The organism is Microbispora sp. NPDC049633 (genome assembly GCF_040675265.1).
Lineage (GTDB): Bacteria > Actinomycetota > Actinomycetes > Streptosporangiales > Streptosporangiaceae > Microbispora > Microbispora maris.
The window spans coordinates 25,026-51,679 of record NZ_JBFAOO010000036.1; the positions used below are offsets into that span (position 1 = coordinate 25,026).

Annotated in this window: 29 protein-coding genes; 19 read left to right on the forward strand and 10 right to left on the reverse strand. The window is 71.1% G+C overall.

Going from position 1 to position 26,654, the window contains the following annotated elements; genetic code table 11:
- Positions 1 to 26: 26 nt before the first annotated feature.
- The 12 genes from AB0J39_RS12410 to AB0J39_RS12465 all read left to right on the forward strand — a co-directional run bounded on the left by AB0J39_RS12410 (position 27) and on the right by AB0J39_RS12465 (position 9,804).
- Positions 27 to 1,448 carry an MraY family glycosyltransferase gene (locus AB0J39_RS12410; RefSeq protein ID WP_363463677.1) on the forward strand — a complete coding sequence of 474 codons (1,422 nt, stop codon included), beginning with the start codon at positions 27 to 29 and terminating at the stop codon, positions 1,446 to 1,448.
- A gap of 146 nt (positions 1,449 to 1,594) precedes the next feature.
- Positions 1,595 to 2,017, forward strand: a complete 423-nt coding sequence (locus AB0J39_RS12415; RefSeq protein ID WP_363463679.1) for a hypothetical protein — start codon at positions 1,595 to 1,597, stop codon at positions 2,015 to 2,017.
- Positions 2,018 to 2,079: 62 nt separating this feature from the next.
- Positions 2,080 to 2,295 (forward strand): hypothetical protein, encoded by a 216-nt coding sequence (locus AB0J39_RS12420; protein WP_169982030.1) that lies wholly within the window; start codon positions 2,080 to 2,082, stop codon positions 2,293 to 2,295.
- Positions 2,296 to 2,427: 132 nt separating this feature from the next.
- Complete coding sequence (atpB, locus tag AB0J39_RS12425) at positions 2,428 to 3,219, forward strand: F0F1 ATP synthase subunit A (protein ID WP_363463681.1); 792 nt, start codon at positions 2,428 to 2,430, stop codon at positions 3,217 to 3,219.
- Positions 3,220 to 3,298: 79 nt separating this feature from the next.
- Entirely contained in the window at positions 3,299 to 3,523 is a 225-nt protein-coding gene (gene atpE, locus AB0J39_RS12430) for an ATP synthase F0 subunit C (protein ID WP_150939446.1), read from the forward strand.
- Positions 3,524 to 3,552: 29 nt separating this feature from the next.
- Complete coding sequence (locus AB0J39_RS12435; RefSeq protein ID WP_363463683.1) at positions 3,553 to 4,098, forward strand: F0F1 ATP synthase subunit B; 546 nt, start codon at positions 3,553 to 3,555, stop codon at positions 4,096 to 4,098.
- A complete protein-coding gene (locus AB0J39_RS12440) occupies positions 4,098 to 4,907 on the forward strand; it encodes a F0F1 ATP synthase subunit delta (RefSeq protein ID WP_363463685.1) in 810 nt (269 codons plus the stop codon). Before AB0J39_RS12435 ends, AB0J39_RS12440 begins: the two co-directional genes overlap by 1 nt.
- A 24-nt stretch (positions 4,908 to 4,931) precedes the next feature.
- Positions 4,932 to 6,581, forward strand: coding sequence for a F0F1 ATP synthase subunit alpha (gene atpA / locus AB0J39_RS12445; RefSeq protein ID WP_363463687.1), 1,650 nt, complete (start codon positions 4,932 to 4,934; stop codon positions 6,579 to 6,581).
- A gap of 3 nt (positions 6,582 to 6,584) precedes the next feature.
- Positions 6,585 to 7,484, forward strand: coding sequence for a F0F1 ATP synthase subunit gamma (locus AB0J39_RS12450; protein ID WP_346226165.1), 900 nt, complete (start codon positions 6,585 to 6,587; stop codon positions 7,482 to 7,484).
- A gap of 1 nt (position 7,485) precedes the next feature.
- On the forward strand, positions 7,486 to 8,913 hold the full coding sequence (gene atpD / locus AB0J39_RS12455; protein WP_363463690.1) for a F0F1 ATP synthase subunit beta: 1,428 nt from the start codon (positions 7,486 to 7,488) through the stop codon (positions 8,911 to 8,913).
- Positions 8,914 to 8,984: 71 nt separating this feature from the next.
- A complete protein-coding gene (locus AB0J39_RS12460) occupies positions 8,985 to 9,386 on the forward strand; it encodes a F0F1 ATP synthase subunit epsilon (RefSeq protein WP_346226167.1) in 402 nt (133 codons plus the stop codon).
- A gap of 19 nt (positions 9,387 to 9,405) precedes the next feature.
- Positions 9,406 to 9,804, forward strand: a complete 399-nt coding sequence (locus tag AB0J39_RS12465) for a DUF2550 domain-containing protein (RefSeq protein WP_363463692.1) — start codon at positions 9,406 to 9,408, stop codon at positions 9,802 to 9,804.
- A 56-nt stretch (positions 9,805 to 9,860) separates the two neighbouring features.
- Here the strand turns inward: AB0J39_RS12465 and AB0J39_RS12470 are convergent, their stop codons facing one another.
- From AB0J39_RS12470 to nucS, 5 genes are all read right to left on the reverse strand, one after another.
- Positions 9,861 to 10,472, reverse strand: coding sequence for a cob(I)yrinic acid a,c-diamide adenosyltransferase (locus tag AB0J39_RS12470; protein ID WP_363463694.1), 612 nt, complete (start codon positions 10,470 to 10,472; stop codon positions 9,861 to 9,863).
- Positions 10,473 to 10,500: 28 nt separating this feature from the next.
- Entirely contained in the window at positions 10,501 to 11,109 is a 609-nt protein-coding gene (locus AB0J39_RS12475) for a TetR/AcrR family transcriptional regulator (protein WP_363463696.1), read from the reverse strand.
- A 342-nt stretch (positions 11,110 to 11,451) separates the two neighbouring features.
- A complete protein-coding gene (locus tag AB0J39_RS12480; RefSeq protein ID WP_363463698.1) occupies positions 11,452 to 12,303 on the reverse strand; it encodes an ABC transporter permease in 852 nt (283 codons plus the stop codon).
- A complete protein-coding gene (locus AB0J39_RS12485; protein WP_363463700.1) occupies positions 12,300 to 13,229 on the reverse strand; it encodes an ABC transporter ATP-binding protein in 930 nt (309 codons plus the stop codon). The genes AB0J39_RS12480 and AB0J39_RS12485 overlap by 4 nt, the downstream gene beginning before the upstream one ends.
- Before the next feature lie 131 nt (positions 13,230 to 13,360).
- Positions 13,361 to 14,035 carry an endonuclease NucS gene (gene nucS / locus AB0J39_RS12490; protein ID WP_363463702.1) on the reverse strand — a complete coding sequence of 225 codons (675 nt, stop codon included), beginning with the start codon at positions 14,033 to 14,035 and terminating at the stop codon, positions 13,361 to 13,363.
- A 211-nt stretch (positions 14,036 to 14,246) separates the two neighbouring features.
- Between nucS and AB0J39_RS12495 the strand changes: the two genes are divergently transcribed.
- From AB0J39_RS12495 to AB0J39_RS12505, 3 genes are all read left to right on the forward strand, one after another.
- On the forward strand, positions 14,247 to 14,564 hold the full coding sequence (locus tag AB0J39_RS12495) for an ATP/GTP-binding protein (RefSeq protein WP_363463704.1): 318 nt from the start codon (positions 14,247 to 14,249) through the stop codon (positions 14,562 to 14,564).
- 20 nt (positions 14,565 to 14,584) lie between these two features.
- Positions 14,585 to 15,289, forward strand: a complete 705-nt coding sequence (locus AB0J39_RS12500; RefSeq protein ID WP_169982014.1) for an alpha/beta fold hydrolase — start codon at positions 14,585 to 14,587, stop codon at positions 15,287 to 15,289.
- A 67-nt stretch (positions 15,290 to 15,356) separates the two neighbouring features.
- A complete protein-coding gene (locus AB0J39_RS12505; protein ID WP_363463705.1) occupies positions 15,357 to 16,127 on the forward strand; it encodes an alpha/beta fold hydrolase in 771 nt (256 codons plus the stop codon).
- Positions 16,128 to 16,240: 113 nt separating this feature from the next.
- Here AB0J39_RS12505 and AB0J39_RS12510 read toward each other — a convergent pair whose 3' ends face one another.
- Both AB0J39_RS12510 and mce read right to left on the reverse strand, forming a co-directional pair.
- Entirely contained in the window at positions 16,241 to 17,542 is a 1,302-nt protein-coding gene (locus AB0J39_RS12510) for a DivIVA domain-containing protein (protein WP_363463706.1), read from the reverse strand.
- Between the two features lie 180 nt (positions 17,543 to 17,722).
- Complete coding sequence (gene mce, locus AB0J39_RS12515; protein WP_363463707.1) at positions 17,723 to 18,145, reverse strand: methylmalonyl-CoA epimerase; 423 nt, start codon at positions 18,143 to 18,145, stop codon at positions 17,723 to 17,725.
- Between the two features lie 93 nt (positions 18,146 to 18,238).
- On the opposite strand from mce, the gene AB0J39_RS12520 reads away from it, so the two are divergent.
- Positions 18,239 to 19,432 (forward strand): acetyl-CoA C-acetyltransferase, encoded by a 1,194-nt coding sequence (locus tag AB0J39_RS12520; protein ID WP_363463708.1) that lies wholly within the window; start codon positions 18,239 to 18,241, stop codon positions 19,430 to 19,432.
- Positions 19,433 to 19,444: 12 nt separating this feature from the next.
- Entirely contained in the window at positions 19,445 to 20,473 is a 1,029-nt protein-coding gene (meaB, locus tag AB0J39_RS12525; protein ID WP_363463710.1) for a methylmalonyl Co-A mutase-associated GTPase MeaB, read from the forward strand.
- A 54-nt stretch (positions 20,474 to 20,527) separates the two neighbouring features.
- On the opposite strand, the gene AB0J39_RS12530 is transcribed toward meaB, so the two are convergent.
- Both AB0J39_RS12530 and AB0J39_RS12535 read right to left on the reverse strand, forming a co-directional pair.
- The gene (locus AB0J39_RS12530; RefSeq protein WP_363463712.1) at positions 20,528 to 21,250 is read right to left on the reverse strand and encodes a DUF4230 domain-containing protein; all 723 of its coding nucleotides are present in this window, start codon (positions 21,248 to 21,250) and stop codon (positions 20,528 to 20,530) included.
- 309 nt (positions 21,251 to 21,559) lie between these two features.
- Positions 21,560 to 23,668, reverse strand: a complete 2,109-nt coding sequence (locus AB0J39_RS12535) for a hypothetical protein (RefSeq protein ID WP_363463713.1) — start codon at positions 23,666 to 23,668, stop codon at positions 21,560 to 21,562.
- Between the two features lie 425 nt (positions 23,669 to 24,093).
- Here AB0J39_RS12535 and AB0J39_RS12540 point away from each other — a divergent pair, with 425 nt between their 5' ends.
- Positions 24,094 to 24,639 (forward strand): MarR family transcriptional regulator, encoded by a 546-nt coding sequence (locus AB0J39_RS12540; RefSeq protein ID WP_363463714.1) that lies wholly within the window; start codon positions 24,094 to 24,096, stop codon positions 24,637 to 24,639.
- Here the strand turns inward: AB0J39_RS12540 and AB0J39_RS12545 are convergent.
- Complete coding sequence (locus AB0J39_RS12545) at positions 24,629 to 26,023, reverse strand: serine hydrolase (protein WP_363463715.1); 1,395 nt, start codon at positions 26,021 to 26,023, stop codon at positions 24,629 to 24,631. The genes AB0J39_RS12540 and AB0J39_RS12545 overlap by 11 nt on opposite strands.
- Positions 26,024 to 26,229: 206 nt before the next feature.
- Here AB0J39_RS12545 and AB0J39_RS12550 point away from each other — a divergent pair.
- Positions 26,230 to 26,654, forward strand: a 425-nt coding sequence (locus AB0J39_RS12550) for a hypothetical protein (protein WP_363463716.1), incomplete at its 3' end; no start/stop codon positions are given.

Below are 26,654 nucleotides of genomic sequence, written 5' to 3' on the forward strand. Positions count from 1 at the left end.
ATCCGCCTATCCAGGAAACTAGGTCCGTGCGCGAATATCTCCTCTTGGCGCTCGTGGCGGCTGCGGTGACGTACCTGCTGGTGCCGCCGGTCAGGGCGTTCGCGCTGCGCATCGGCGCGGCGCCCGAGGTGCGGGAGCGGGACGTGCACACCGTGCCCACCCCACGCCTGGGCGGGCTCGCGATGTTCGGCGGGATGGCGGCGGCGCTGCTGGTGGCGACCAACCTGCCGTACGTCGGCGGCGCGTTCGGCAGCGGCCAGACAGGACAGACGGTGGTCGCCCTCCTCGCGGCCGGCGGCCTGATCGTCATCACCGGGTTCCTGGACGACTGGCTCGGCATGGACGCGCTGGTCAAGCTGGGCGGCCAGATCGCGGCGGGCGGGCTGCTCGTCTATTTCGGCATGTACCTGCAGTTCCTCCCGATGCCGCAGTCGATGGGCGGCTCCCAGGCGCTCGACACCACCCTGCGCACTATCCTCACCATCATGATCGTCGTCGTCGTGATCAACGCGGTGAACTTCGTCGACGGTCTGGACGGCCTGGCCGCGGGCATCGTCGGGATCGCCGCCATGGCGACCTTCGCCTACTCGATCGTGCTGCAGCAGACCGCGAGCGGGTCGCGCATCAACGGGACCGCCGCCATCGCGGCGATCCTCATCGGGATGTGCGCGGGCTTCCTGCCGCACAACTTCAACCCCGCCAAGATCTTCATGGGCGACACCGGCGCCATGCTGATCGGCCTGCTGCTCGCCGCCTCGCTGATCACGAGCCTGTCGTCGGTCGAGCCGGACGCGGTGGTCGGCAAGATCAACCGGTTCCCGGTGATCCTGCCGCTGGTGCTGCCGATCGCGGTGGTGGTGCTGCCGCTGGCCGACCTCATCATGGCCGTCATCCGGCGGACGTCGGCCGGGATGTCCCCGTTCGCCCCCGACCGCGGCCACCTGCACCACCGCATGCTCGACATCGGCCACTCCCACCGGCGCAGCGTGCTGATCATGTACGCGTGGACGTTCCTGTTCGCCTTCGCGATCGTCGGCCTGTCGATCGGCGGCGTGCCGCTCATCCTGTTCCCGCTGACGATCGTGCTCGCGGTGGCGGTGCTCGTGATCATGGGCCTGCCCAGTTGGCGGTCGCGCCGCAGCGCCGCGCAGGAGCAGAAGGGCGACCAGAGGGCCGATGCGCGTCCGGCCGGGAGCCGTCCGCCCGGCCTCGGCCCCGCCGCGCGCACGACGACGGAGCACGACACGCTCGTCTATCCCGTCGTCCCCGCGCCGGCGCCTCCCGTCACCCCGGACCCCGTCACTCCGGGCCCCGCCGCTCCCACCGGCCCCGCCGCCCCCGGCAGGCTGCCCGCCCAGGGCCGGCATCCCTATCCGGGTCAGGGCGCCCCGGGCGCCCCGGGCGTCCCTCCCACCACTTCCCGCGCCGACACGGGGACCTTCCGCTGAGCCGTCCCCGCAGGTGGACGCCGACCCGAAACGCCTGGTAAAGGTGGCACTCCGGGGCTTGTGATAGCTTTCACTTGCAAGGGGCGAGGGCAACGCCGCCCCAGCAGGTAGCAATCGCTCGTTTGACAACCGATTCTGGAGTCCCATTGCAGGCCAACGACGTGCGCGTTCTCAAGGGCGCCGCCGTGCCGACCTTGATCGTCGGTCTCCTCGCCGCGCTCGTCGCGGTGTTCACGACCGGGGCCAAGGGTGCGTTGGGCGCCGGCATCGGTCTCCTTCTCGTGGCCGCCTTCTTCACCGTCGGCCTGTTCGTCGTCTCCTGGGCCGGCCGGGTCTCGCCGATGGCGATGATGACGGCGGCCGTGGTGGGTTACGTCGTGAAAGTGCTGGCGATCATGGCGATGCTGAACGCCTTCGACGGCACCACCGCGTTCGACTCCCGTGTGTTCGCGCTGAGCGTCATCGCTTGCACGCTCGCCTGGACCGTCGGTGAGATGCGCGGATTCATGAAACTCAAGATGCTCTATGTGGAGCCCGAGGCGAAGGTTCCCGGGCAGGGCCCGTCATGACCACGCGTACGGGGCAGCCCGATATGACTAGTCCGCATGGCTCCTGCTATCGTCGTGCCGCGATGAGCGAACAGGAGCGCAGGCCCGAGACCGACGGCCGCGACTTCGCCGACGCCGCCTGGTCGGTCCCGAGCTATCTGCTTTCCGGGATTCTGGTGTGGGGCGGCCTCGGCTGGTTGCTGAGCTGGTTGACCGGCGTGCATGCGTTCATCCCCATAGGCGTCATTCTCGGGGTCGGGCTGGCTGCCTACCTCGTCTATCTGAAGTACGGCCGCTGACAGCGAGCCCGCTTTCCACGCTCTTCTGTTGATCCAATCGTTGAAGGGAACGCCCGTGCGCGAGCGTAGCGAACGGACGAACAAGCACATGCTTCGGGCATTCGGCCCCGAGCAGGTAGGCGAGGTGGCCAAGTGACCCCCCGCATGCTCGTCGCCGATGACAAGTTCACGGCGCCGGGACCGTCCATCTTCGACTTCCCGCCGCTGTACGAGGGTGCGCCGTACTGGCTGACCAAGCCGGTGCTGATGGCGGTCTTGGGCGCCCTCGTGGTGTGCGCCCTCGCCTGGAGCGCCTTCGCCAACCCGAAGCTCGTGCCCCGGGGCATGCAGAACGTCGGCGAGATGGGCTACCAGTTCGTCCGCGACCAGGTCGCCCGCCCGTTCCTGGGCAAGGACGCCGAGCGGTGGATGCCGCTGCTGCTCAGCCTGTTCTTCCTGATCCTGCTGTGGAACTTCTTCGGCGTCATCCCGCTCATCCAGATCCCGGTCGCGTCGCACATCGCGTTCCCGGTGGTCTTCGCGGTCACGGTTTATGTGATCAAGGTCTACCTGGGCATCAAGCACCAGGGCCTGGGCGGCTACTTCAAGAACATGATGTTCCCTCCGGGGCTGCCGAAGCCGATCTACTTCCTGCTGGCGCCGATCGAGTTCCTGTCGAACCTGATCATCGCGCCGTTCACGCACGCCGTCCGACTGTTCGCGAACATGTTCGCCGGCCACCTCATCCTGGCCTTCTTCAGCGCCGTCGGGTTCTGGTTCCTCTTCGAGAAGCTCACTCCGCTCGGCGCCGGCCTCGGCGTGCTGGGCGCCGTCATGACGATCGCGATGACGGGCTTCGAAATCTTCATCCAGTTCCTGCAGGCGTTCCTGTTCACCATGCTGGCCGCCATGTACATCGGCGGCGCGCTGCACCCCGAACACTGACGGGTAGCACAAGATCCGCCCCTGACCTCGACCAGACCGGTGAAGCACTCACCGGCCGACCAGTAAAGGAAGAGCACCAATGAGCGTTCTCGCTGAAGTCTCCGGCAACCTCGGCGCGATCGGTTACGGCCTCGCCGCCATCGGCCCCGGCATCGGCGTGGGCATCATCTTCGGCCAGGGCGTGCAGGCCATCGCCCGCCAGCCCGAGGCGTACGGCCTCATCCGGCAGAACATGCTGCTCGGCTTCGTCCTCACCGAGGCGCTGGCCCTCATCGGCCTCGTGGCGCCCTTCATCTACGGCTGACGTACCCACTCTGAAGGAAGGCTGCACCTATGACTATGGCAGCTACCATCCTTGCGGCTGAGACGAACAACCCCCTCATCCCGCATGTTTACGAGCTGGTCGTCGGCAGCTTCGCCTTCCTCGTCGTCTTCCTCGTCGTCGGAAAGATCCTCACCCCGCGCATCCAGAAGACGCTGGCCGAGCGGACCGAGGCTATCGAGGGCGGCATCAAGAAGGCCGAGGACGCCCAGGCCGAAGCCCAGCGCACTCTGGAGCAGTACCGGGCACAGCTCGCGGAGGCCCGCCAGGAGGCGGCCCGCCTGCGCGAGGAGGCCCGGGAGCAGGGCGCCGCGATCAAGGCCGAGCTCCGCGAGGAGGCCCAGACCGAGGCGCGGCGCATCATCGAGGCGGCCCACGCCCAGATCGAGGCCGACCGTCAGCAGGCGCTCAACCAGCTGCGCGGTGAGATCGGGCGTCTGTCCACCGAGCTGGCGAGCCGCATCGTCGGCGAGTCGCTCGAGGACGAGGTCCGTCAGCGCCGCATCGTCGACCGGTTCCTCGAGGAGCTCGAGGGCCGCCCGGAGGCGGTTCGCTGATGCGCGGCCTCAGCAGGACCGCCCTCACGGAGGTCGAGGAGCGGTTCAACACCGCCGCCGCGACCGCCGACCTCGGCGCCCTCGCCGAGGAGCTGTTCGCCGTCGCCGACCTCTTCGACCGCGAGCACGGGCTGCGCCGGGGTCTTTCCGACCCGTCGCGCCCGGCCGGGCAGAAGGAGAGCGTCCTGCGCTCCCTGCTGCAGGGCAAGGTCGGCGACGCCGCGCTGGAGATCGCGGTCGGCGCCGTCAAGGCCAAGTGGTCCAAGGCCGGCGACCTGCCGGACGCCCTGGAGCGCATCGGCGTGATGTCCGCGGCCGCGGAGGCCGAGTCGGACCGCCGCCTCGACGACGTCGAGGACGAGCTGTTCCGCTTCGGCCGGATCCTCGCCGCCAACCCGGAGCTGCGCCGCGCGCTCAGCGACCCGGCCATCCCCGCCGAGCGCAAGCGCGACCTGCTCGCCGCGCTGCTCGGCAGGAAGGCCGCCCCCTCCACCGTCCGGCTCGTCACGCAGGCCGTTGTGCACCCGCGGGGACGTAGCCTGGAGACGGCGCTGGAGGAGTTCGGCTGGATCGTCGCGCGGGCGCGCGAGCGCCTGGTGGGCGTGGTCCGCAGCGCGGTGCCGCTCACGCAGCAGCAGAAGCAGCGGCTCGCGGCCTGGCTGCGAGCCACCTACGGGCGAGACGTCCACCTGAACGTCGAGGTGGATCCGGAGGTGCTCGGTGGATTCTCCGTGAGAGTCGGAGACGACTACATCGACACCACGATCGCCGGACGTATCGAAGAAGTCCGCCGCCGGTTGGCCGGCTGAGGCGAATAGGGAGACAAGAAAGAGATGGCGGAGCTTACGATCCGGCCGGACGAGATCCGGGACGCCCTTGAGCGCTTCGTCCAGGCGTACGAGCCGGAAGGTGCCGCGCGCGAGGAGATCGGGACCGTCGTCGACGCCGGGGACGGCATCGCCCATGTCTCCGGCCTGCCCTCGGCGATGGCGAACGAGCTGCTCGAGTTCGAGAACGGCACGCGCGGCCTGGCGCTGAACCTCGACGTCCGCGAGATCGGTGCGGTCGTCCTGGGCGACTTCAGCGGAATCGAGGAGGGTCAGCAGGTCCGCCGTACCGGCGAGGTCCTGTCGGTCCCGGTCGGCGACGACTTCCTCGGCCGCGTGGTCGACCCCCTGGGCAACCCGCTCGACGGCAAGGGCCCGATCGCCGCCGAGGGCCGCCGCGCCCTCGAGCTGCAGGCCCCCTCGGTGGTCCAGCGCCAGCCGGTGAAGGAGCCGCTGCAGACCGGCCTCAAGGCGATCGACGCCATGACGCCGATCGGCCGCGGCCAGCGTCAGCTGATCATCGGCGACCGCGGCACCGGCAAGACCGCGATCGCGGTCGACACGATCCTCAACCAGAAGGAGAACTGGCTCTCCGGCGACCCGAGCCGCCAGGTTCGCTGCATCTACGTCGCCGTCGGCCAGAAGGGCTCCACGATCGCCCAGGTGCGGGGCCGCCTCGAGGAGGCGGGCGCGCTGGAGTACACCACCATCGTCGCCGCTCCGGCCTCCGACCCCGCGGGCTACAAGTACATCGCTCCGTACACCGGTTCTGCCATCGGTCAGCACTGGATGTACCAGGGCAAGCACGTGCTGATCGTCTTCGACGACCTGACCAAGCAGGCCGACGCCTACCGCGCCGTGTCGCTGCTGCTGCGTCGTCCGCCGGGCCGTGAGGCGTTCCCCGGCGACGTCTTCTACCTCCACTCGCGTCTGCTGGAGCGCTGCGCCAAGCTCTCCGCCGACATGGGCGGCGGCTCGATGACGGGTCTGCCGATCATCGAGACCAAGGGCAACGACGTGTCGGCGTTCATCCCGACCAACGTCATCTCCATCACCGACGGCCAGTGCTTCCTGGAGACCGACCTGTTCAACGCGGGCGTCCGCCCGGCGATCAACGTCGGTGTCTCGGTCTCCCGAGTCGGTGGTTCCGCGCAGGTCAAGGCCATGCGCAAGGTGGCCGGTACGCTCCGTCTGTCGCTGTCCCAGTACCGCGACCTCGAGGCCTTCGCGGCCTTCGCCTCCGACCTGGACGCGGCCTCCCGCGCCCAGCTGGAGCGCGGCGCCCGCCTGGTCGAGCTGCTCAAGCAGCCGCAGTACAGCCCGTTCCCGGTCGAGAAGCAGGTCGTCTCGGTATGGGCCGGCACCACCGGCGAGCTGGACGACGTGCCGGTGGAGGACATCCGCCGCTTCGAGGCCGAGTTCCTCGACTACCTCGGGACCACCCAGAAGGGCGTCTTCGACAGCATCCGGGAGACCAAGGAGCTGACGGACGACACGGTGACCTCCCTCAAGGACGCCATCACGGAGTTCAAGAAGGGCTTCACCACCTCCAGCGGTGAGCTGCTCGTCAACGACGAGCCGGTGGAGGCGCTGGACGCCAGCGCGGTCGGCCAGGAGAAGGTCGTCAAGCACGTCCGCAAGGCCGAGGCGAAGTAACCCATGGGTGCCCAGCTTCGACAGCTGCGGCGGCGGATCAAGTCGGTCAAGTCCACCGCGAAGATCACCCGCGCGCAGGAGCTGATCGCCTCGTCGCGCATCGTCAAGGCGCAGCAGCGGATGCAGGCGGCCGTGCCGTACGAGCGGGAGATCACGCACGCCGTGTCGGCGGTCCTGTCGAACACGACGAACGTCGATCACCCGCTCACGGTGGCCAAGGAGCAGCCGGCCACGGCCGGCGTCCTGATCGTCACCAGCGACCGCGGATTCGCCGGCGGCTACAACGCCAACATCCTCCGTGAGGCCGAGGCGCTGAAGGGCCACCTGGTCGGGCGCGGCCTGACGGTGAAGCCGTACGTCGTGGGCCGCAAGGGCCTCACCTGGCACCGCTTCCGGAGCCGGGAGATGTTCGGCGAGTGGGACGGCTTCTCCGACAACCCGTCGTACGGCAACGCCAAGGAGATCGCCGACACGCTCATCGAGGCGTTCAAGGCGGAGGACGGGATCGACGAGATCCACATCGTCTACACCGGGTTCGTCTCGATGCTGACGCAGAACGTGATCGTCAAGCGGATCCTGCCGCTCGAGGTCGAGGAGGCGGAGGCGCCCCCGGAGGGCATCCCGCCGTACTACGAGTTCGAGCCGACGGCCGGTGACGTGCTCGATTCGCTGCTGCCGCGGTACATCGAGTCGCGCATCTACAACGCGCTGCTCCAGTCGGCCGCCTCCGAGCACGCCGCGCGCCGCCGCGCGATGAAGTCGGCCACCGACAACGCCAACGAGCTCATCCGCGTGTTCACCCAGCAGATGAACCAGGCGCGTCAGGCCGAGATCACCCAGGAAATCAGCGAGATCGTCGGTGGCGCGAACGCGCTGGCTGACGCCGCAGCGGGGAAAGAGTGAAATGACCGCACAGACTGTTGAGACCACCGTGGGCCGTGTCGCCCGCGTCACCGGTCCGGTCGTCGACGTGGAGTTCCCCGTCGAGGCCATGCCGGACATCTACAACGCGCTCACCGTCGACGTCGAGCTCGGCGGCGAGAGCAAGACCCTGACCCTCGAGGTCGCCCAGCACCTCGGCGACAACATCGTCCGGGCCATCTCCATGCAGCCGACCGACGGCCTCGTCCGCGGCGCCGCCGTCTCCGACACCGGCGCGGCGATCTCGGTGCCCGTCGGCGACGCCGTCAAGGGCCACGTGTGGAACGCCCTCGGTGAGCCGCTCGACGCCGACAAGGCGACGCTGCAGGTCACCGAGCGGTGGCCGATCCACCGCCCGGCCCCGGCCTTCGACCAGCTCGAGGCCCGTACGGAGATGCTGCCCACCGGCATCAAGGTCATCGACCTGCTCACGCCGTACGTGAAGGGCGGCAAGATCGGTCTGTTCGGCGGCGCGGGCGTCGGCAAGACCGTTCTGATCCAGGAGATGATCCGCCGCGTCGCGCTGAAGTTCTCGGGCACCTCGGTGTTCGCGGGCGTCGGCGAGCGTACCCGTGAGGGCAACGACCTGTGGCTGGAGATGGAGGAGGCGGACGTCCTCAAGGACACCGCGCTCGTCTTCGGTCAGATGGACGAGCCCCCGGGCACCCGTCTGCGGGTGGCGCTGTCCGCTCTGACCATGGCGGAGTACTTCCGCGACGTGCAGAAGCAGGACGTGCTGCTGTTCATCGACAACATCTTCCGCTTCACCCAGGCGGGTTCGGAGGTCTCCACGCTGCTCGGCCGTATGCCGTCCGCCGTGGGTTACCAGCCGACCCTCGCCGACGAGATGGGTGTGCTCCAGGAGCGCATCACCTCGACCCGTGGTCACTCGATCACCTCCATGCAGGCGATCTACGTGCCCGCGGACGACATCACCGACCCGGCGCCGCACAACGCGTTCGCGCACCTCGACGCGCAGACCGTTCTGTCCCGGCCGATCTCGGAGAAGGGCATCTACCCCGCGGTGGACCCGCTCGACTCCTCCTCGCGGATCCTCGACCCGCAGATCATCGGTGAGGAGCACTACGCGGTCGCTCAGGAGACCAAGCGGATCCTGCAGAAGTACAAGGAACTGCAGGACATCATCGCCATCCTGGGCATCGACGAGCTCTCCGAAGAGGACAAGGTCACCGTCCAGCGGGCGCGCCGCATCGAGCGGTTCCTGTCCCACCCGATGTACGCCGCCGAGGCGTTCACCGGCCAGCCGGGCGAGTTCGTGCCGCTGGACGAGACCATCGCCTCGTTCAAGGGCCTGTGCGCCGGCGAGTACGACCACCTGCCCGAGCAGGCCTTCTTCATGGTCGGCGGCATCGAGCAGGCCATCGCCAAGGCGAAGGAACTCGAGCGCTAGGACGCCTACGACGCCTGTGCGGCACGGCCGAGGCCGGGCCGTGCAGGCGTCCGTCGAAAGGGAGCTGAGAAGTGGCAAAGCTTCGCGTGGGCGTCGTGTCGCCGGAACGTGAGATCTGGACGGGCGAGGCCGACATGGTCATTGCCAAGACCGTGGACGGTGAGATCGGTATTATGCCGAACCACGCTCCCGTTCTCGGTGTCCTCGTCGAGGGCGGGGTGCTGCGCGTCAAGCGCGGCGACGGAGGCGACCTCGTGGCCGCGGTGCACGGCGGATTCATCTCCGTCGCCGACAACGACGTGTCGATCCTGGCGGAGGCGGCCGAGCTCGGCTCCGAGGTCGACGTCGCGCGGGCCAAGGACGCGCTGCAGCGTGCTCAGGCCTCGATCGAGGCCGACCAGGAGGACGCGGACGCACGGCTGAAGGCCAAGCGTGCGGCTGCCCGGCTGCGGGCGGCCGGCGAAGAGGTCTGACAACAGGAGGAGGGCGGCATTGGCGGCGCTTGGGATACTCGCGGGCGTCTTCGCCGTGGCCGCGCTCCTCGTCCTCCGGGGCTTCGTCCTGGCACGTGCCCGGGGCACGATCGTCTGCCGGGTACGGGACGACCGGGGGGGCTGGAAGAGCGGGGTCGCCCGCTACGTAGGGGGAGAGCTCCACTGGATCCCGTTCCTGGGACTCGGATTGAGGCCGCGCCACGCGATCGCGAGGCGCGGCCTCACCGTTTCCAGCCGGAGGATGCTCGACACGGGTGAGGGACCCGCCGGCTACTGGACCGTCGTCTGCTCGGCCGAGCGCGGCCCGCTGTCCCTCGCGATGAGCGAGGACGCGCTGACCGGCTTCCTGGCCTGGCTCGAGTCCGCCCCGCCCAGCGCCCACCTCGACGCCGCGTAGGACGCTCCCGCGCGGCTCCTCGGTCCAGATCGGCGGCGCGCCCCTCGGTGACTGTGCTAGCGGGTGGCACCGGGCTTCCAGAGGATCTCGTCGCCGGCGGAGGCCACGCGGCAGAGGATGAACATCAGGTCGGACAGGCGGTTCAGATACTTGGCCGTCAGGTGGTTCACGTCGTCGTGCGCCTCCAGCGCCGCCCAGGCCGACCGCTCGGACCGCCGTACGATCGTGCGGGCGAGGTGGAGGAAGGCGGCGGGCGGGGCGCCGCCCGGAAGGATGAAGCTGCGCAGCGGCTTAAGTTCCGCGTTGAAGCGGTCGCACTGCTCTTCAAGCCAGGTGATGTACGACTCCTCCACGCGCAACGGAGGAAAGTACTCCGCGGCTCCGCCACGACCGGGGTCTTCCACGACGGGGCAGCACAGGTCGGCGCCGACGTCGAACAGCTCGTTCTGCACTCTGCGCAGGACGGCCGCGACCTCCTCGGACAGGCCCCCCGTCGCGAGGGCCACCCCGATGGCGGCGTTGGCCTCCTCCACGTCCGCGTAGGCGGTCAGGCGGGGGTCGGTCTTGCGGGTGCGGCTCATGTCACCCAGGGCGGTCGTGCCGTCGTCGCCCGTCTTCGTGTAGATCTTGGACAGGACGACCGGCTTGTCGTTGTCGGCTCGGGTCATGCCGCTCAGCGTAGTCACCGGCCCCGGCTCACTGAGCGGAGGCCGCCATCGGGCCCTCGGAGGCGAAGGTGCGGCGGAAGATGTACACGCAGGCCTCGATGAGCTGCTCGGTGGGCGGGGACGGCTCGGTCACCACCCACTCGATGAGTAACTCGGTGAGGGCGCCGATGAGCCCGAGCGCCAGCAGGTGGAGGTCGAGGGGAGGCATGCGGGTCGCGCCCCGCGCCGAGGACTCGATGACCTTGGTGAACGAGGCCACCGCCTGCTGGCGGGCGCCGCTGAGCACGTTGCCGGCCCGCCGCACCTCCAGGTGCATCAGGCGGGCGCGCCGTACGTCCTTGGTGACGAAGTGGATGTATTCGGCGATTCCGGCGACGATGCGGTCATCGAGCGTGGGCGGAGCCTTGTCGATCGCCTCGGTGACCGACCTCAGCGTCTCCTCGATACACCTCTCGTAAACCGCGCGCATGAGGTCCTCGCGGCTGGAGAAGCATTCGTAGAAGGCACGATTGGAGATGCGCGCCGTAGCGCACAGCCTCTCGATGGTGGTGGCGTGGAAGCCGGGCTGGGCGAACAAGGTGTATGCGGCTGATATGAGCCGTTCCCTCCTGTCTGCAAGCCTTTCGGCAGCCGACATCCCCCGATAGTCCCGTCCCGCCACTTTTCACCTCACCGTGTCATGGTCCCCCCAGAACTCACATTATGAACGCAAGATCCTTTTTGTGGAAGTGCTGGGAAATGAGCACTTCCGGGCTATGCCAAAGAAGGTCAATAGCTTGACAAGGCCGTCAAGAGGTCAGCACGCTTACCAATTGAGATAGATCAGTCTCGCTGCAATTGCATCGGCAATTACAGCAGACCGCGTGCCAGAGCGGTCGTCACTGCGGCGGTGCGGTCGGACTTCCGTAGGCGTCGCCCGGGCCGCGTCCCCGAGCCCGCCGGTCGAAGGACCGGCGGGCGCCGCGCTCCGCGATCGAACTCATCCGTCGCGCCGCCCCTTCCAGCGGAACGTCGTCGCGCACAGCACGAGACCACCGACGAGCCAGGCGGCCAGGACCAGGGCCACCCTGCCCAGCTCGTACGACCCGGTCAGCTCCAGCGCGGCCCCCGCGTCGCCCAGGAAGACGGCCCGGAACCCCTGGCACATCCACTTCAGCGGGAAGATCGAGGCAGCGTTGATCAGCCAGTCGGGCAGCTGCGTGATCGGGATGAAGACCCCGGAGACGAACTGCAGGACGACGAACGGCAGGCTGATCACCGCGGTCGCGCTCTTGCCGGAGCGGGGCAGGCCGCTGACGGCGATGCCGAGCACCGAGGCGGCCGACACGCCGAGCACGAACACCCAGGCGAAGGTGAGCCAGGTCGACACCTCTGCGGGCAGCTCCAGGTCGTAGAACAGCACCGCGATGGCGAGCAGGATGGCCACCTGGAGCACCGTCATCACCAGCACGCTGCCGATCTTGCCGATGAAGTACGCCGCACGCGGCATCGGCAGCCCGACGAGCCGCTTCAGCGTGCCGTCCTCCCGGTCGCCCGCGATGCCGATGCCGAGGTTCTGGAACCCCGTGCCCATCACGCCCGAGCCGATGAGCCCGGCGGTGTAGAGCTGGGCGACGGTGACGCCGGTCCCCTCGGCGCTGCCGGAGAAGATCGAGGCGAACAGCACCAGGAACACGATCGGCAGGGCGAAGGTGAAGAGGACGGCGTCCCTCTCCCGGAAGAGCACCTTCGTCTCGACGGCCGCGCGGGCCAGCGCGATCCTGAGCGGGGACGGCAGGGGCGCCGCCGCCCGCGTGACGGCGGCCGGATCGGGGGCGGAGGTGGTGGTCATGGCGCACTCTCCACAGGCGGGACGGCGGCCGGGGTGGCGGTCATGGCGCTCTCCAGGGGAACAGCGGCGGCGGGCTCCGGGTCGCCGCCGACGGGCGGCTCCTCGGCCTCGATGAGGCGGAGGTACACGTCCTCCAGCGTGGGCCGGGTGACGGTGAGGCCGGGGATCTCCCCGTCGTACCTGCTCGACAGCTCCAGGACGGCCTGAGTGGGGTTGTCGGTCTCGATCTCGCCGTCCGACCAGGCCACCCTTGCCCTCGCGGTGGCCCGGCCGCCCAGCGTGGCGGGGTCGCCCTGGGCGACCACGCGCCCCCGCGCCACGACGGCCACCCGGTGGGCCAGCGCCTCGGCCTCCTCCAGATAGTGCGTGGTCAGCACGATCGTCGTGCCGTCGTGGGCCAGCCCTTCGATGAGCTCCCAGAACCTCCGCCGGGCCTCGGGGTCGAAGCCCGTCGTCGGCTCGTCCAGGAACAGCAGCTCGGGGCGGCCGATGACGCCGAGGGCGACGTCCACCCGGCGGCGCTGGCCGCCGGAGAGCTGGCGGATGCGCTTTCCCGCGCTGTCGGTGAGCCCGACCTGTTCCATGAGTTCGTCCGGATCGCGGGGGTTCGCGTAATAGGTGGCAAAATGCCGCAGGGTCTCCCGCACGGTCAGCTCGGCCCGGTCGTCGGCGGTCTGCAGCACGATGCCGATGCGGGACCGCCACTCGCGGGTCGGCCGGGCCGGGTCCCTGCCCAGCACGGTGACCTCTCCCGCGTCGCGCTGGCGGTACCCCTCGAGAATCTCGACCGTGGTCGACTTGCCCGCGCCGTTCGGGCCGAGGACGGCGAACACCTCGCCGTGCTCGACGTCCAGGTCCAAACCCGCGACGGCCTGGACCTCGCCGTACCGCTTCTTCAGTCCTCGTACGCGTATGGCGTGCTTCATGCCCCAAGGATCCACCAGGCGCGGATCACGGAACACCCTCGACCGGACGATGATCGGTGTCCTCCGTACGGTGGACATCCGGTGCCGCCGTGCCTACCGGCCCGTGACCGGGACTTCGCGGGCTGACCGGTTCAGAAGAGCGTCGGGTTCTCCGGCTCGATGCCGCGCAGGGCGTCGTAGTCGAGCGTCACGCAGTCGATGCCGCGGTCGGCGGCGAGCACGCGGGCCTGCGGTTTGATCTCCTGCGCGGCGAAGATCCCCTTGACCGGAGCCAGGCGCGGGTCGCGGTTGAGCAGTTCGAGATAGCGGGTGAGCTGCTCCACGCCGTCGATGTCGCCGCGACGCTTGATCTCCACGGCCACCGCGCCGCCGAGGTGGTCGCGGCACAGGATGTCCACGGGACCGATCGCGGTCATGTACTCCCTGCGCACCAGCGTCCAGCCGTCCCCGAGCGTGGTGATGTGCTCGGCGAGCAGTTCCTGCAGGTGTGCCTCGACGCCGTCCTTGCGCAGCCCCGGGTCGACGCCCAGCTCGTGGCTGGAGTCGTGCAGGACCTCCTCGATCGTCAGCACGAGCTTCTCCCCGGTCTTGCCGTGGACGACCGACCAGGTGAGCACGCCGTCGATCTCCTCCTCGCGGACCTTGCAGGGAGGGTTCATCCAGTTCAGAGGCTTGTACGCCCGGTCGTCCGCATGGATCGAGACCGAGCCGTCCGCCTTCATCAGGATGAGCCGAGGGGCCATGGGGAGATGGGCGGTGAGCCGTCCCACGTAATCCACGCTGCACCGCGCGATGACCAGCCGCATGTGCGCCAACCCTACCGGGATCGCGGAGGTCCCGAGGCGTTCTGGGAGACTGCCCGGCATGGCCCGGACATCGGACGAGACCGGAGTGTGGGCCGGCGTGGTGCGCGGAGCCCCGGGGGCGTCCGCGCGTACGACGGCTGAGCCGGTGCTGGAAGAATGGGCTGTCATCTCCCGTTCTTGCCTGACATGAGCCCCCGGAAGGATGCCCGCTGTGAGCCCCCGCCGTGCCCGTCGCCGCGGCCCGTTCGAACGTCCGGACGGCCGCGCCGTACGGCCCGTGGGTTCCCAGGTGCCCGGGGTGGACCGGGTGGAGAGCGCACACGACGGCGAGTGGGTCGTGCGCAACGTCTCCGGCGCCGCCCAGGGCAAGGCGTACCGGTGCCCGGGATGCGAGCAGGAGATCAGGCCGGGGCTGCCGCATGTGGTGAGTTGGCCGGCCTGGTCCGGGGGAGAGGACGAGCGGAGGCACTGGCACACCGCGTGCTGGCGCAACCGGGCCAACCGGGGTCCGGGCCGCAGCCGCTACTGACACGAGCTTTTGAGGTGGGAATGGACATCAGGGCGTCCACGGTGCTGCCTGCCCGGCGCGAGGACATCGAGCTGCGAACGGCCGACGGGCTGACCCTCGTCGGCGAGCTGGCGCTGCCGGAGAGCCGGCCGCCGGTGGCGACGCTGGTCTGCCTGCATCCCCTGCCCACCCACGGCGGGATGATGGACAGCCACGTGCTGCGTAAGGCGTCCTACCGGCTGCCCGCGCTCGCCGACATCGCCGTGCTGCGTTTCAACACGCGGGGCACGACCTCCGACCGGGGGACCTCCCAGGGGGCCTTCGACGGCGGCGAGGGGGAGCGGTGGGACGTCGCCGCCGCCCTGGAGTACGCCGACTTCCACGACCTGCCGAACGCCTGGCTGCTCGGCTGGTCGTTCGGCACCGAGCTGGCCCTGAAGTGGGGCCGCGACCCGATCGTGCGGGGCGCGATCCTGCTGTCGCCGCCGCTGAAGCGGGCCGGCGAGAAGGACGTCGCCGCCTGGGGGGAGTTCGGCCGCCCGCTGGTCGCCCTGGTGCCCGAGCACGACGACTACCTGCGGCCGGAGGAGGCCGTACACCGGTTCGCGGCGGCCCCGCAGGCCGAGGTCGTCGGCGTGGAGGGGGCCAAGCACCTGTGGGTCGGCGAGCCGTACGTGCGGATCGTGCTGAACGAGATCGTCAAGCGCGTGAACGCCGCCGCGGCCCCGCTGCCGACCACGGTCTGATGGAGCCGGGGATCGCGAATCGGTGACGAACGGCGGCCGTGGGCGCGCGGCGCGTTACCGTGACCTGATGCAGCTGTACTCGCGATCCGCCGGGAGCGGCCTGCCAGTCGTCCTGCTCCACGCGTTCCCCCTGTCCTCCGCGATGTGGCTCGCCCAGCGCGAGGGACTCGCGTCCGCCTGCCGCGTGGTCACCCCGGACCTGCGCGGCTTCGGCGGCACTGTGCTCGGCGACGACGAGCCCTCGATCGACCTCATGGCCGACGACGTGGCCGGCCTGCTCGACCGGGAGGGCGTCGACCGTGCGGTGATCGGCGGCCTGTCCATGGGCGGCTATGTGGCGATGGCGTTGTGCCGCCGCCACCCGGACCGCGTACGCGCCCTGATCCTCGCCGACACCAAGGCGCAGGCCGACCCCGAGCCGGCCCGGGCGAACAGGGAGCGCATCGCCGCCGCGGTCCTGGAAGGCGGCACGGACATCCTGGTGACCGAGTCGCTGCCCGCGATGGTCGGCGCGACCACCAAGGAGCGCAGGGGGATGGTCCTCGGACGCGTGCGCGGGCTCGTCCAGGCGGCGCCGCCCGCGGCCGTCGCGTGGGCCCAGCGGGCGATGGCCGCGCGGCCCGACGCGTTCGGCACGTTGCGGTCGCTGACGGTGCCCGCGCTGGTCGTCGTGGGCGACGAGGACGAGCTGTCGCCGATCACGGACGCCCGGGCGATGGCGGACGCCATCCCGGGGGCACGGCTCGCCGTCATCGAGAAGGCGGGCCACCTGTCCGCCATCGAGCAGCCGGAGGCGTTCAACCGGGTCGTCGCCGAGTTCGTCACGTCCCTCGGCTGACCTGTCTCGTACGGGTCCCCTCGGCTGGTCCCCGCGACACGAGAGCGGGGCCCGGCGCCTGGCGCCGGGCCCCGCTCAGATAGCCGTCGCAGACTCCCCGACTGTGCCGGTGGTTACTCCTGCCACCACTCCGCGTCGTCGTCGCTCTTGGTGGAGCTGATCGGCTCGACCGCCGGCGCGGCGGGCACGGCCGGCTTCTCCGCGACCGGCGGAGCCGACAGGGCCGGCTTCGGCGGGGCCGCGGTGACGGGCGCCGGCTCCGGGTCGCCGCCCGGCAGCGGGGCGCCGCCGAGCAGCTGGCGGAGCTGGGCGAGGTGGCTGGTGATGCTGTCGCGCTGGCGGGTGAGCTCGTCGACCTGGCGCTGCATCGCCGTACGGGTGCGCTCGGCCTCGCTCTTGGCCTCGGTCACGATCGTGTCGGCGCTGGCCTTGGCGTCGGCCACCAGCTGGTCGGCGTTCTTACGGGCGTTGGCCAGCAGCTGCTTGGCGTGGGTGTCGGCCTCGCGGCGCGTCTGCTCCGCCTGCTGCGTGGCCTTGGCGGCCCGCTGCTCGGCGGTGGCGGCACGCTGCTCGGCCTCGGCCACCAGCTTCTGGGTGTTGGCCTGGGCGGTGGCGTGCCGCTCGGCCTCCTGGCGCTCGGCCTCCTCGCGGCGGGCGGCGAGCTGGATCTCGAACTCCGCCTCGTCCTGGGCGCGCTTGGCCTCCGACTCCTCCAGGATCCGCTGCGCCTGGGCCCGCATCTCGTCCGCCTGGCGCTTGGCGGTGGTGAGCACCTCGTCGCGCTCGCGCTTGGTCGAGGCCCGCAGCTGGGCGACCTCGCGCTCCGTCGTGGTGCGCAGCTTGGCGATCTCGCGCTCGGCGTCCGCCCGCTTCTCCGCGACCTCGTGGTCGGCGGTGGCGCGGATCTTGGCGACCTCGCGCTCGGTGGTGGCGGTCAGCTCGTCGGACTCGCGCCTGGCCGTCGAGCGGATCTCCTCGGCGTCGCGCTCGGCGCTGCTGCGCATCTCCTCGGCCTCGCGTGCCGCGAGCGCCCGCTTCTCGGCCGCCTCGTTCTCCGCCGCCGCACGCAGATCGGCGGCGTCCACCTTCGCGGCGGCGCGGATCTCGTTCGCCTCCGACCTGGCCGCCTGGACGAGCTCGGTGGCCTGCTCCTCCGCCAGCCTGAGCAACTGCTCGATGCGGGCGCCGAGGCCGGAGTACGTCGGCCTCTCCTGCTCCTGCAGCTGGCGCTGGGAGTCGGACAGCTCCCGCTGGAGGGCGCTGACCTGTTCCTTCGCCTGACGCAGTTCGGTGTCGAGAGTCTTCAGGTGGTCGTGGACCTGGTGCCGGTCATAACCCCGGAGCACCACGTCGAATTCGCGAGATGGAGCGTCCTCGAAGAAGTTGTTGAGCTGGGCGTCGATGTCGGACTGCATGAGGCTCGATCCTGGTTGTCGAGACGGCTACAGGGGCCGGACGGGGGGTCGTTCCGAGGCGAGGAAGCCGGTGTGGCGTCCACGTCCGGTGGTACGCCAGCGTACTCCGGTACTGCCGCGTTGGAGGCCCCCTCCGACTTTCTGCGCGACTTGTTACGTATGAACGTTTCTTGCGTTTGCTTAGCGCCTGGACGTCTCGACGAGCTCGGTGAGAACCCCTCCCACGTCCTTGGGATGCAGGAACGCGATCGAGGCTCCCATCGACCCGTGCCTGGGCCGCTCGTCGATCAGGCGCACGCCCTTCGCCCCGATCTCCTCCAAGGCCTTGGTGACGTCCGCCACGCCGTACCCGATATGATGCACGCCCTCGCCCCGCTTGGCGAGGAACCTGCCCACGGCGGTGTCGGGGTGCAGCGGCTCGAGCAGCTGGACGTATGACGCGCCCTGGTCGCCGTCGGCCACGTGCAACATGGCCTCCCGGACGCCCTGCTCCTCGTTCACCTCGCGGCTGACGACGGTCAGGCCGAAGACGGACTCGTAGAACTCGATCTTCTCTTCCAGGTTGCGGCAGGCAACGCCCACGTGGTCGATCCGCAGCAGCATCGCCGTCTCCCTTCGCCGCGCCCGCTTCCGGGCGGCCGTACTACTCCTGGGTATGGTGACACCGTCGCCCCGATCTCGTAGTGGAGGGTCTCAATGTCTGGTTCCGTCATCGTCGCCGGAGCACGCACACCGATCGGACGGCTCCTCGGCTCGCTCTCCGACCTGTCCGCCGTCGAGCTGGGCGGGATCGCGATCAAGGCCGCGCTGGAGCGTGCGGGTGTCTCCCCCGACCAGGTCCAGTACGTGATCATGGGTCAGGTCCTCCAGGCCGGGGCCGGGCAGATCCCCTCGCGCCAGGCGGCGGTCAAGGCCGGCATCCCCATGACCGTGCCCTCCCTCACGATCAACAAGGTCTGCCTGTCGGGCCTGGACGCGATCGCGCTGGCCGACCAGCTCATCCGCGCGGGCGAGTTCGACGTCGTCGTCGCGGGCGGCATGGAGTCGATGACCAACGCGCCGCACCTGCTGCCCGGCCTGCGCAAGGGCGTGAAGTACGGCGACGCCGGGATCCTGGACGCGATGGCCCACGACGGGCTCACCGACGCGTTCGACCAGATCGCGATGGGGGAGTCCACCGAGCACCACAACGCCCGGCTCGGCCTGACCCGGGAGGAGCAGGACGAGTTCTCCGCGCGGTCGCACCAGCGCGCCGCCGAGGCGACGGAGAAGGGCCTGTTCGACGACGAGATCGTGCCGGTGCCGCTGCCGCAACGTAAAGGCGATCCGGTGCTGTTCTCCGCCGACGAGGGCATCCGCAAGGACACCACGGTCGAGGTCCTGTCGAAGCTGCGCCCGGCGTTCACCAAGGACGGCACCATCACGGCCGGGTCGGCCTCGCAGATCTCCGACGGCGCCGTCGCCGTGGTCGTGATGTCGAAGGCCAAGGCCGAGGAGCTGGGCCTCGAATGGCTGGCCGAGATCGGCGCGCACGGCAACGTGGCAGGCCCGGACAACTCGCTGCAGTCCCAGCCCGCCAACGCCATCAAGCAGGCGCTGGCCAAGCAGGGGCTGTCCGTCGGCGACCTCGACCTGCTGGAGATCAACGAGGCGTTCGCCCAGGTCGTGCTGCAGTCGGCGAAGGAGCTCGGCGTCCCGCTCGACAAGGTCAACGTCAACGGCGGCGGCATCGCGCTCGGCCACCCGATCGGGGCGTCCGGCGCCCGGATCGTGCTGACCCTGGCCCACGAGCTGAAGAGGCGCGGCGGCGGCCTCGGCGCGGCCGGCCTGTGCGGCGGCGGCGGCCAGGGCGACGCGCTGATCGTCCGGGTGCCCGCGCCCGGCGCCTGATCGGAGCCGCAGGTGGACGTCCGTGAGCTCGTCGGGCAGGCGCGGCGGGGACGGCCGCGCGCGGTGGCGCGGCTGATCTCGCTGGTGGAGAACGCCGTGGAGAACGCCGCGCAGAACGGCGTGCATAACGCGGCCGGCACCGCGGGTCATGCCGGGGGAGGCCAGGCGGGTGCCGCGGCGGCGAGCCGTGCCCTGCGTGAGGCGATGGCAGAGCTGGCCACCGGCGCCGCCCGGCCGTACAGCGCCCGGGTCATCGGCCTGACCGGCTCGCCCGGCGTCGGCAAATCGACCTCGACCGGCATGCTCATCCGGGCCTTCCGCAGGCGCGGCAGCAGGGTGGGGGTGCTGGCGGTCGACCCGTCCAGCCCGTTCACCGGCGGCGCCCTGCTCGGCGATCGCGTACGCATGCAGGACCACGCGACCGACCCCGGCGTCTTCATCCGCAGCATGTCGAGCCGGGGGCACCTCGGCGGGCTCGCGTGGGCCACGCCGCAGGCGCTGCGCGTGCTGGAGGCCGCCGGGTGCGACGTGATCCTCGTCGAGACGGTCGGCGTCGGGCAGGCCGAGGTGGACATCGCCCGCCTGGCCGACACGACCGTCGTCATCCTCGCCCCGGGCATGGGCGACGGCGTGCAGGCCGCCAAGGCGGGCATCCTCGAGGTCGCCGACGTCCTGGTGGTGAACAAGGCCGACCGCGACGGCGTCCAGGCGACCGTGCGGGAGCTGCGGAACATGACGGGCCTCGTCGAGGCGGCGTGGCGGCCCCCGATCGTCACGACCGTCGCCTCCCGGGGCGAGGGCGCCGACGACCTGCTGGCCGCGTTGGACAAGCACCACGCGTACCTGGAGGAGTCCGGCGAGGCCCGCAGGCGGCGACTGGCCCGGGCCCGCGACGAGATCGAGGCCATCGCGCTGGCCCAGCTCCGGTCGCGCTTCGCCGTGCTCCATGGGGACCGCCTCGACGCGCTCGCCGAGCGGCTGCTCGGCGCCGAGACCGACCCCTACGCCGCCGCCGACGACCTCATCGCGGCGCTACGCTGAGCCACCGGCCCGCGGCCCTGCCCGTACGGCTCTCGCCTCACGGCGGCCGACGGGTCAGGGCTCGCCGGCGTACTTGACCGTGATCGTCGTGAAGCCGAGGGACTTCAGCATGCCCTCCAGCATCGCCTTGGTGTTCTGGTCGGCCCGGGAGCGCAGGTCGCTGGCGGCCGCCGCCTCCGCGATCTTGTTTTCGGCCAGCACGTAGAGCTCCTGCTGGTTCTGCGGGGACGACGACAGGAAGTCGGAGATCCGGTCGAAGATGCCCCGCTCCTGTGCGAAGACGTACGACCGCTTGTTGTCGAGGTTGGGCTTCTCCAGTTCGGCGTGCGGCAGCCGCACCGTCACGGTCGTGCGGTCGGGGGAGACCGTGAAGGCTTCCTTGGGCAGGGTGGAGAAGTCCACGTAGGCGTCCACGTTCCCGGCTCCCACGAAGAGCGTCCGGGAGCCCTTGATCGCGTCGGGCACGAACTTCGCGTCCTTCTCCAGGTCGACGATGACCTGGAAGTTGCCGGTCGCGGCCTCGAACCGGCTCAGGTTCTGCACCGACCGGAGCAGCGCGGGGCCGCTGCGGTCGATGGTCTGCTCGCCCAGCGGGTTGAGCCAGGACCAGGTCAGCCGCGCGCCGACCACGAGCAGCAGGACCACGAACAGCAGGCCGGCGAGCACCCGCCAGCCGCGCCGGGAGCGGCGTGCGGGGGCCCCGGCGCTGTCCGTGGCGTCGGTGGCGGCGGCGCCGGAGTCGGCCGGCGCGAACGAGGGGCGGGTCTGACGGTCCACGGCGGAAATCTTCCCGGTATTCCGGCCCTCTCACTCATCGCAAGATCGATTCTGCCGAGAAGCCCTGCTTCGGCCCTCCGAAACCTGTCTTTCGTCCGGCCCATGCGCCCGGAGAGGCCCCACCGGGGCCTCTCCGTGGCGCCGCGCGTCTCCGTGGCGCCGCGCGTCTCCGTGGCGCCGCGCGTCTCCGTGGCGCCGCGCGTCTCCGTGGCGCCGCGCGTCTCCGTGGCGCCGCGCTACGGGGCGGGGGCGGACGCCGGCGTGCCCGGTACCGCCCGTCGGGTGTGCCCTCCACGGTTGGGGCGTCCGTTACGCGGCGGGGGCCAGGAGCGCGCCGGGTACGCCGGCCACGCCGGGGTCCTCCTGCGCGTTCTCCCGGGGGTCCGTCTCGCGGGCGCCGGTGGCGTCGCCCGCGGCGGGCCGGGCACGGTCGGTGCGTCCGGCGTCGTGCCCGGGACGCCGGTCCTTCCCCACAGCGCCGGGAGCGCCGCCGGAGGTGCCACCGGGGGTACGGCCGGATGCGCCGCCCTGACCGGGGACGCGCTCGGGCCGGGCGCGACGCCCGCCCCGGGCGTCGTCCGCGCCCTGTCCGCCGTTTCCACGAGGTCCTCCCGTCCGGCCGAGGCCGCCCTGCCCCGACGGCCGCCCACGGTCCGGCAGGTTCCCGCCCTGCGCCGCCGGACCGCCGGGCTGGAGGCGGCCGGGCCGGGAAGCGTCGGGCGTGTCCGGAACGGGGGACGGGCTCCCGCCGGGCTCGCCCGGCCTATCGGGGGACGCCGGGTCCCCGGGCCTGCCGGTCCTTCCGGGCCGCCAGGGGTGCGGAGACCGCCCCCGGCCACGGGACCAGGGGACGTCTCTGCGGGCGCCTTCGCCGCCCGGCACGCCCCACGACCCCGGACCACCCCGACCCGCCGGCCCCTGACCCGTCGGATCCTGACCTGCCGGCCACTGGCCCGCGGGGCTCGGGGCGGGAGGAGACGGGTACGCCGGGGCGGACGGGCTCGGGCCGGTCCACCCCATACCGGTTCCGCCGGCGCCCGGGTCCGCGCTCCGCTCCCAGCCGGGCTCCGAGCCGGCCGGCATGCCGGTGGCGACGGCCGTACCCGGATAGCTCGGCTCGACCGGATAGTTCGGCGCGTACGCGGGGGTGGGGCTCGCCGGATAGACCGTCGCCACGGGACCGGCGGGCTGGGAGCCGCCGCCGAAGTGCCTGGCCTGCAACCCGCAGGAGACGAAGTCGGAGTAGAACATGCGCAGCCAGTCGCGGCGCTGGGCCTCGGTCAGCTCGGAGAACCATACGGAGGCCTGGTGATGCTCGCGCAGCGGTCCGCCGGGCAGTGAGACGCCCCGCAGCCACGCGACGACGATGCTCCGGTAGCCCGCGGCCGCGGTTCCCGGGCAAGGGCGGGCCAGGCGGTCGAGGAACTCGTTGGCCGCCCGCTGGGCGTACCCGGACCCGAGGTCGTCGATGTGGACGACGACCACCTCCGATCCTGCCGGGTCCTCCTCGCCGTTCGCCCGTTGCTCCACCCGGTGGAAGGCGGCCGGTGTCCCGTTCAGACGCATCGCCAGCGCGGTGAACACGGTGGCGAGCTCGGCCAGGCCCCCGCGCAGCGCCGGGTGAACGCACACGCTTATCGGCCATTCCTGGCACACGAGGCGTTCGCTCACGGGCATCGTCCGCGGCCCGGTGACGAGCCGGGCCGCGCCGGTCCCCGCGGCCAGGACGGCGATCACCGCGGCGGCCAGCGCCAGCGTCCGCCGGGTCACCAGGGCCACCCAGCCGAGCAGCAGCGCGGTGCTGAGGCCCAGCAGCCAGAGCGTCTGGTCCGTGTACGCGGTCTCGCTGACGCCCGCGATCAGGTCGTACGGCTCACCCGTGGCGGGGGTGAGCCGGTCGGCCCAGTTGGGCCCGGTGGCCAGCCAGGCGAACAGCCCGTACGTGCCGGCGCCCGCGATCAGCGGCACGACGACGACCGGCACGAGCCAGCCCAGGATCCAGCCGACCACGACGTACAGCCCCAGCCCGGCGACGGACATGGCGAGACCGCCGGGCAGCAGCGGCCCGCCCTGCCCCGTCAGGGCGGCGCGCAGCCCGAGCAGCAGCACGGTCGCCCCGAAGGAGCCGGTGACGACCGCGATGATCGACAGCGGTGCCCGTGCGGCCCGCCACGGCGTCAGGACGCGGCCACGCTCGGCGCGGCGCCGGCGGAACGCGACCCAGGCCGCGAACGCGGCTCCGAGCGGTCCCGTCAGGCGCAGCGAGCCGATGACGGCCGCCACTATGTCATCCCAGTCCATGAAACCGGGAATGAGGACGCTCCACGCGGCGACGAGCGCCAGCACGAGCAGCACGGTCGCCGCGACCAGCGCGCCGTGTCTCAGCTCACCGCGTGAACCGCCCCTATGCTCACCCACAACAGGGCGCGGCACATGGCCGCGCCGCCGAAGTCCGGCGCGCATGCGGCGCCGGGACAGCGATGCTGTCCATTGAGAATCTCCCCCGTGTCTGTGTGAGCGGTGCGCGAACCGACGCCGTTCCCCGTGGCGCTGGTTCGCCGGCCGGCCTCGCCTCGCCCGCCGTCGGACGCGTCCCCGCGGACCCCCCTTGCCCCGGCGGACCGCCCCGGATACCCGGGCGGTCACGCGAGACAAGATCCGCGAGACGTCCTCTAGCAGACGGGGTTCCCCGTGCCGCCGGGTTTGCCGCCGCCTCACCTTTCGACGTGGCAACCATAACGGAGCGTGACCCTGGCGGGGGGAGTTCTGGGGTCAAGGAATGAATTCGGTTACGCTCGGTGCGCCGGTCGATCTTGGTCGGCGTCGCGCTACCGTATATCGCTGTGTCCGTTCCGCCCAGCTCAGAGCCGCCGCCCACGGGTGGCCCCCGGCCGCTCAAGCTCCCGTTCGACCCGATCGAGCGGGCGGCCGAGACCTGGCGTTCGACCTTCGGCCCGTCGTCCGCCATGGCCGCCGTCACTTCGATCATGAGAGCCCATCAGATCCTGCTGGCGCAACTGGACACGCTGCTCAAGCCGTACGACCTGACCTTCGCCAGGTACGAGGCCCTCGTGCTGCTCACGTTCAGCCGGGCCGGGTCGCTGCCGCTGTCGAAGATCGGCGAGCGGCTGATGGTGCATCCCACGAGCGTGACCAACACGGTGGACCGCCTCGAACGGGCCGGCCTGGTCCGCCGCATGCGCAACCCGCGGGACGGCCGCGGCGTGCTCGCCGAGATCACCGACGAGGGCCGGGACATCGTACGGCGGGCCACGGCCGACCTGATGGACGCGGGTTTCTGCCTGGGCATGTACGACGACGCCGAGCTCGGCGAGATGTTCGGCCTGCTCAAGACCCTGCGCGTCGCCGCGGGGGACTTCAGCCCCTGACGCGGTCCTTCGCCAGCATCGCGAACGAGCCCCGGACGAGGGCCAGCAGTTCGGGCGCGGCCGCGGTCTCGTCGAGCGCGGTGTCGGGGTCGCTCGTGAGCGCGGTCACCACGTACGTCCTGCCCGCGGCGTCACGGGCGAGGTAGCCCATGGCGAGGACCCCGGGCTCGGAGCCGCCCTTGTACCAGACGGTGGTCCAGGCCTTCGGGTCGAGCCCCAGCCCGGCGTCGTTGGCCGACATGGCCTCGTCGAGGGGCGGAGTGTTCAGCGCGGACAGGCCCGCGAAGGCGCGGCAGACGTCGCCGGGCGAGGCCAGCCACTCCAGCCTGCCGATGTCCCTGGGCTTGGCCCACGGCTTCACCTCGCTCAAGGGCGTACGGGCGACGGTGGTGTCCAGGTAGCGGTACCGCCGGGAACGGTCGAGCGACAGGTACGTCTTCGCGAGGCGGGGGTAGTCCGCGCCCTTGAGGAGGAAGAGCTCCCTGGTCGTGAGGAACGGCCGGTTCAGCGACGCGTGACGGGACCACGTGCTCATCCGGGTCTCCACCCTCGCGCGGCCGACCTTGTCGATCAGCAGGTCGGCGCCCGTGTTGTCGCTGATCGAGATCATCAGCTTGGCCGCCTCCCGTACGGAGACCGTGCTGTTGTCCGGACGGTCCTGGAGCGTGCCGCTGGGCAGGCTCTTCAATCCGGGCCGGATGGTCAGGGGCGTGTCCCAGGAGAGCCGGCCCTTCTTGACCTGCTCGGCCGTCGCGCCCAGCACGTACAGCTTGAACATGGACCCGAGCGGCCGGGGGGTGTCCGGCGCGAGGGTGTGCACGGGACGGCAGGTGCCGTTCCCGCGGACCTCGGCCGCCAGGAACCCCACCCGGGGTGCGAGCGCCCGCAGGCGCTTGTCGAGTTCGGCCCAGCTGCCCGGCGCCGGACGCTGTTCGAGGGTGAACCCGAGGCCGTCGATCCTGCCGTCGCCGTCGACGGCCATGGTGATCTGAAGCCGCCCCTGCCCGGTGGTCACCAGGCCGGACAGGGAGGTGGGTGTGGCCTCGGACAGCGACTCGAGCCGCAGGCCGCCCAGGCTCTGCAGGACCTCGTTGAGCTGGGCCGGGGGGACCTGCGCGAGGAAGCCGGCGCTGAAGTGGGCCCTGATCTGGTCCTCGGGGATCGGGAGGGCCGCGGCAGCCGTCAGGAGCCAGCGCAGCTGCCCGCCCACCGGCGAGTCCGGAATCTGCGGAGTGCCGGTGGGAGCGGGAGTGGGCGCCGCGGTGGTGCCGGCGGCGGCGGCAGCCGCGGCGGCGGGGGCGGCGGTGGCCGCCACGGCGAGCGCCAGTGCCGCGCTCACGAGGGGAATCGTCCTGCTGCGCATCGATCTCGGCGCGATCGGCACGAGAGAGCTCCTTCGGTAGGGGATCCGGTGCCCAAGGTGCCGTCGGCGGTTCGCCGCGGCGGTGGGCGTCCACGTGGTCTCACGCTAACGATCACTGCGCGGTCCCGGCAGCCGGCCGGCCCCCGGCTCGGGGCTGCGGGGAGCCGCATCGAATGTGAGGACAACCTCATAGACGACGGACATGCCGGCCCGCCACGATGCCTGGCATGAAGTCCACGGCAGCGGCCCGGCCGCTCGCGGCGGGCATGGCCGCCGTCGCCGCCGCCGGGATCGTCGTCGGCGCGCTGCTCGAGACGGGGCTGCCGGCGCCCGCGTCGCAGTGGGCGTTCCTGGTGATCGCCCTGCTCCTGCCCGCCCTCGGCTGGCTGATCGCCGCGCGGCGGCCGGACAACGCGTACGGCTGGCTGCTGCTGGCGGCCGCGGACTGCCTCGGGCTGGGCGGGCTCGGCATCGGCCTGCTGGTCCGGCTCGGCCCGGATCCCTACTGGCCGGTCGTCGTCGGCGCCGTGCTGAGCTCGCTGTTCCCGGTCTTCTACGGCCTTTCGTGGGTGTTCGTGCCGCTCCTGTTCCCTGGAAGCCGAACGAGACGTTGCCGCCCGCCGGGATCGAGCCGTTGTACGACAGGTTCCTC

Bases quoted from the DNA above. Each gene is read 5' to 3' on its own strand.
- AB0J39_RS12420 (WP_169982030.1), top strand. From the start codon at position 2,080: ATGAGCGAACAGGAGCGCAGGCCCGAGACCGACGGCCGCGACTTCGCC.
- atpE (WP_150939446.1), top strand. From the start codon at position 3,299: ATGAGCGTTCTCGCTGAAGTCTCCGGCAACCTCGGCGCGATCGGTTAC.
- AB0J39_RS12435 (WP_363463683.1), top strand. From the start codon at position 3,553: ATGACTATGGCAGCTACCATCCTTGCGGCTGAGACGAACAACCCCCTC.
- AB0J39_RS12440 (WP_363463685.1), top strand. From the start codon at position 4,098: ATGCGCGGCCTCAGCAGGACCGCCCTCACGGAGGTCGAGGAGCGGTTC.
- atpA (WP_363463687.1), top strand. From the start codon at position 4,932: ATGGCGGAGCTTACGATCCGGCCGGACGAGATCCGGGACGCCCTTGAG.
- AB0J39_RS12450 (WP_346226165.1), top strand. From the start codon at position 6,585: ATGGGTGCCCAGCTTCGACAGCTGCGGCGGCGGATCAAGTCGGTCAAG.
- atpD (WP_363463690.1), top strand. From the start codon at position 7,486: ATGACCGCACAGACTGTTGAGACCACCGTGGGCCGTGTCGCCCGCGTC.
- AB0J39_RS12470 (WP_363463694.1), bottom strand. From the start codon at position 10,472: ATGACCCGAGCCGACAACGACAAGCCGGTCGTCCTGTCCAAGATCTAC.
- AB0J39_RS12475 (WP_363463696.1), bottom strand. From the start codon at position 11,109: ATGTCGGCTGCCGAAAGGCTTGCAGACAGGAGGGAACGGCTCATATCA.
- AB0J39_RS12480 (WP_363463698.1), bottom strand. From the start codon at position 12,303: ATGACCACCACCTCCGCCCCCGATCCGGCCGCCGTCACGCGGGCGGCG.
- AB0J39_RS12485 (WP_363463700.1), bottom strand. From the start codon at position 13,229: ATGAAGCACGCCATACGCGTACGAGGACTGAAGAAGCGGTACGGCGAG.
- nucS (WP_363463702.1), bottom strand. From the start codon at position 14,035: ATGCGGCTGGTCATCGCGCGGTGCAGCGTGGATTACGTGGGACGGCTC.
- AB0J39_RS12500 (WP_169982014.1), top strand. From the start codon at position 14,585: ATGGACATCAGGGCGTCCACGGTGCTGCCTGCCCGGCGCGAGGACATC.
- AB0J39_RS12505 (WP_363463705.1), top strand. From the start codon at position 15,357: ATGCAGCTGTACTCGCGATCCGCCGGGAGCGGCCTGCCAGTCGTCCTG.
- AB0J39_RS12510 (WP_363463706.1), bottom strand. From the start codon at position 17,542: ATGCAGTCCGACATCGACGCCCAGCTCAACAACTTCTTCGAGGACGCT.
- mce (WP_363463707.1), bottom strand. From the start codon at position 18,145: ATGCTGCTGCGGATCGACCACGTGGGCGTTGCCTGCCGCAACCTGGAA.
- AB0J39_RS12520 (WP_363463708.1), top strand. From the start codon at position 18,239: ATGTCTGGTTCCGTCATCGTCGCCGGAGCACGCACACCGATCGGACGG.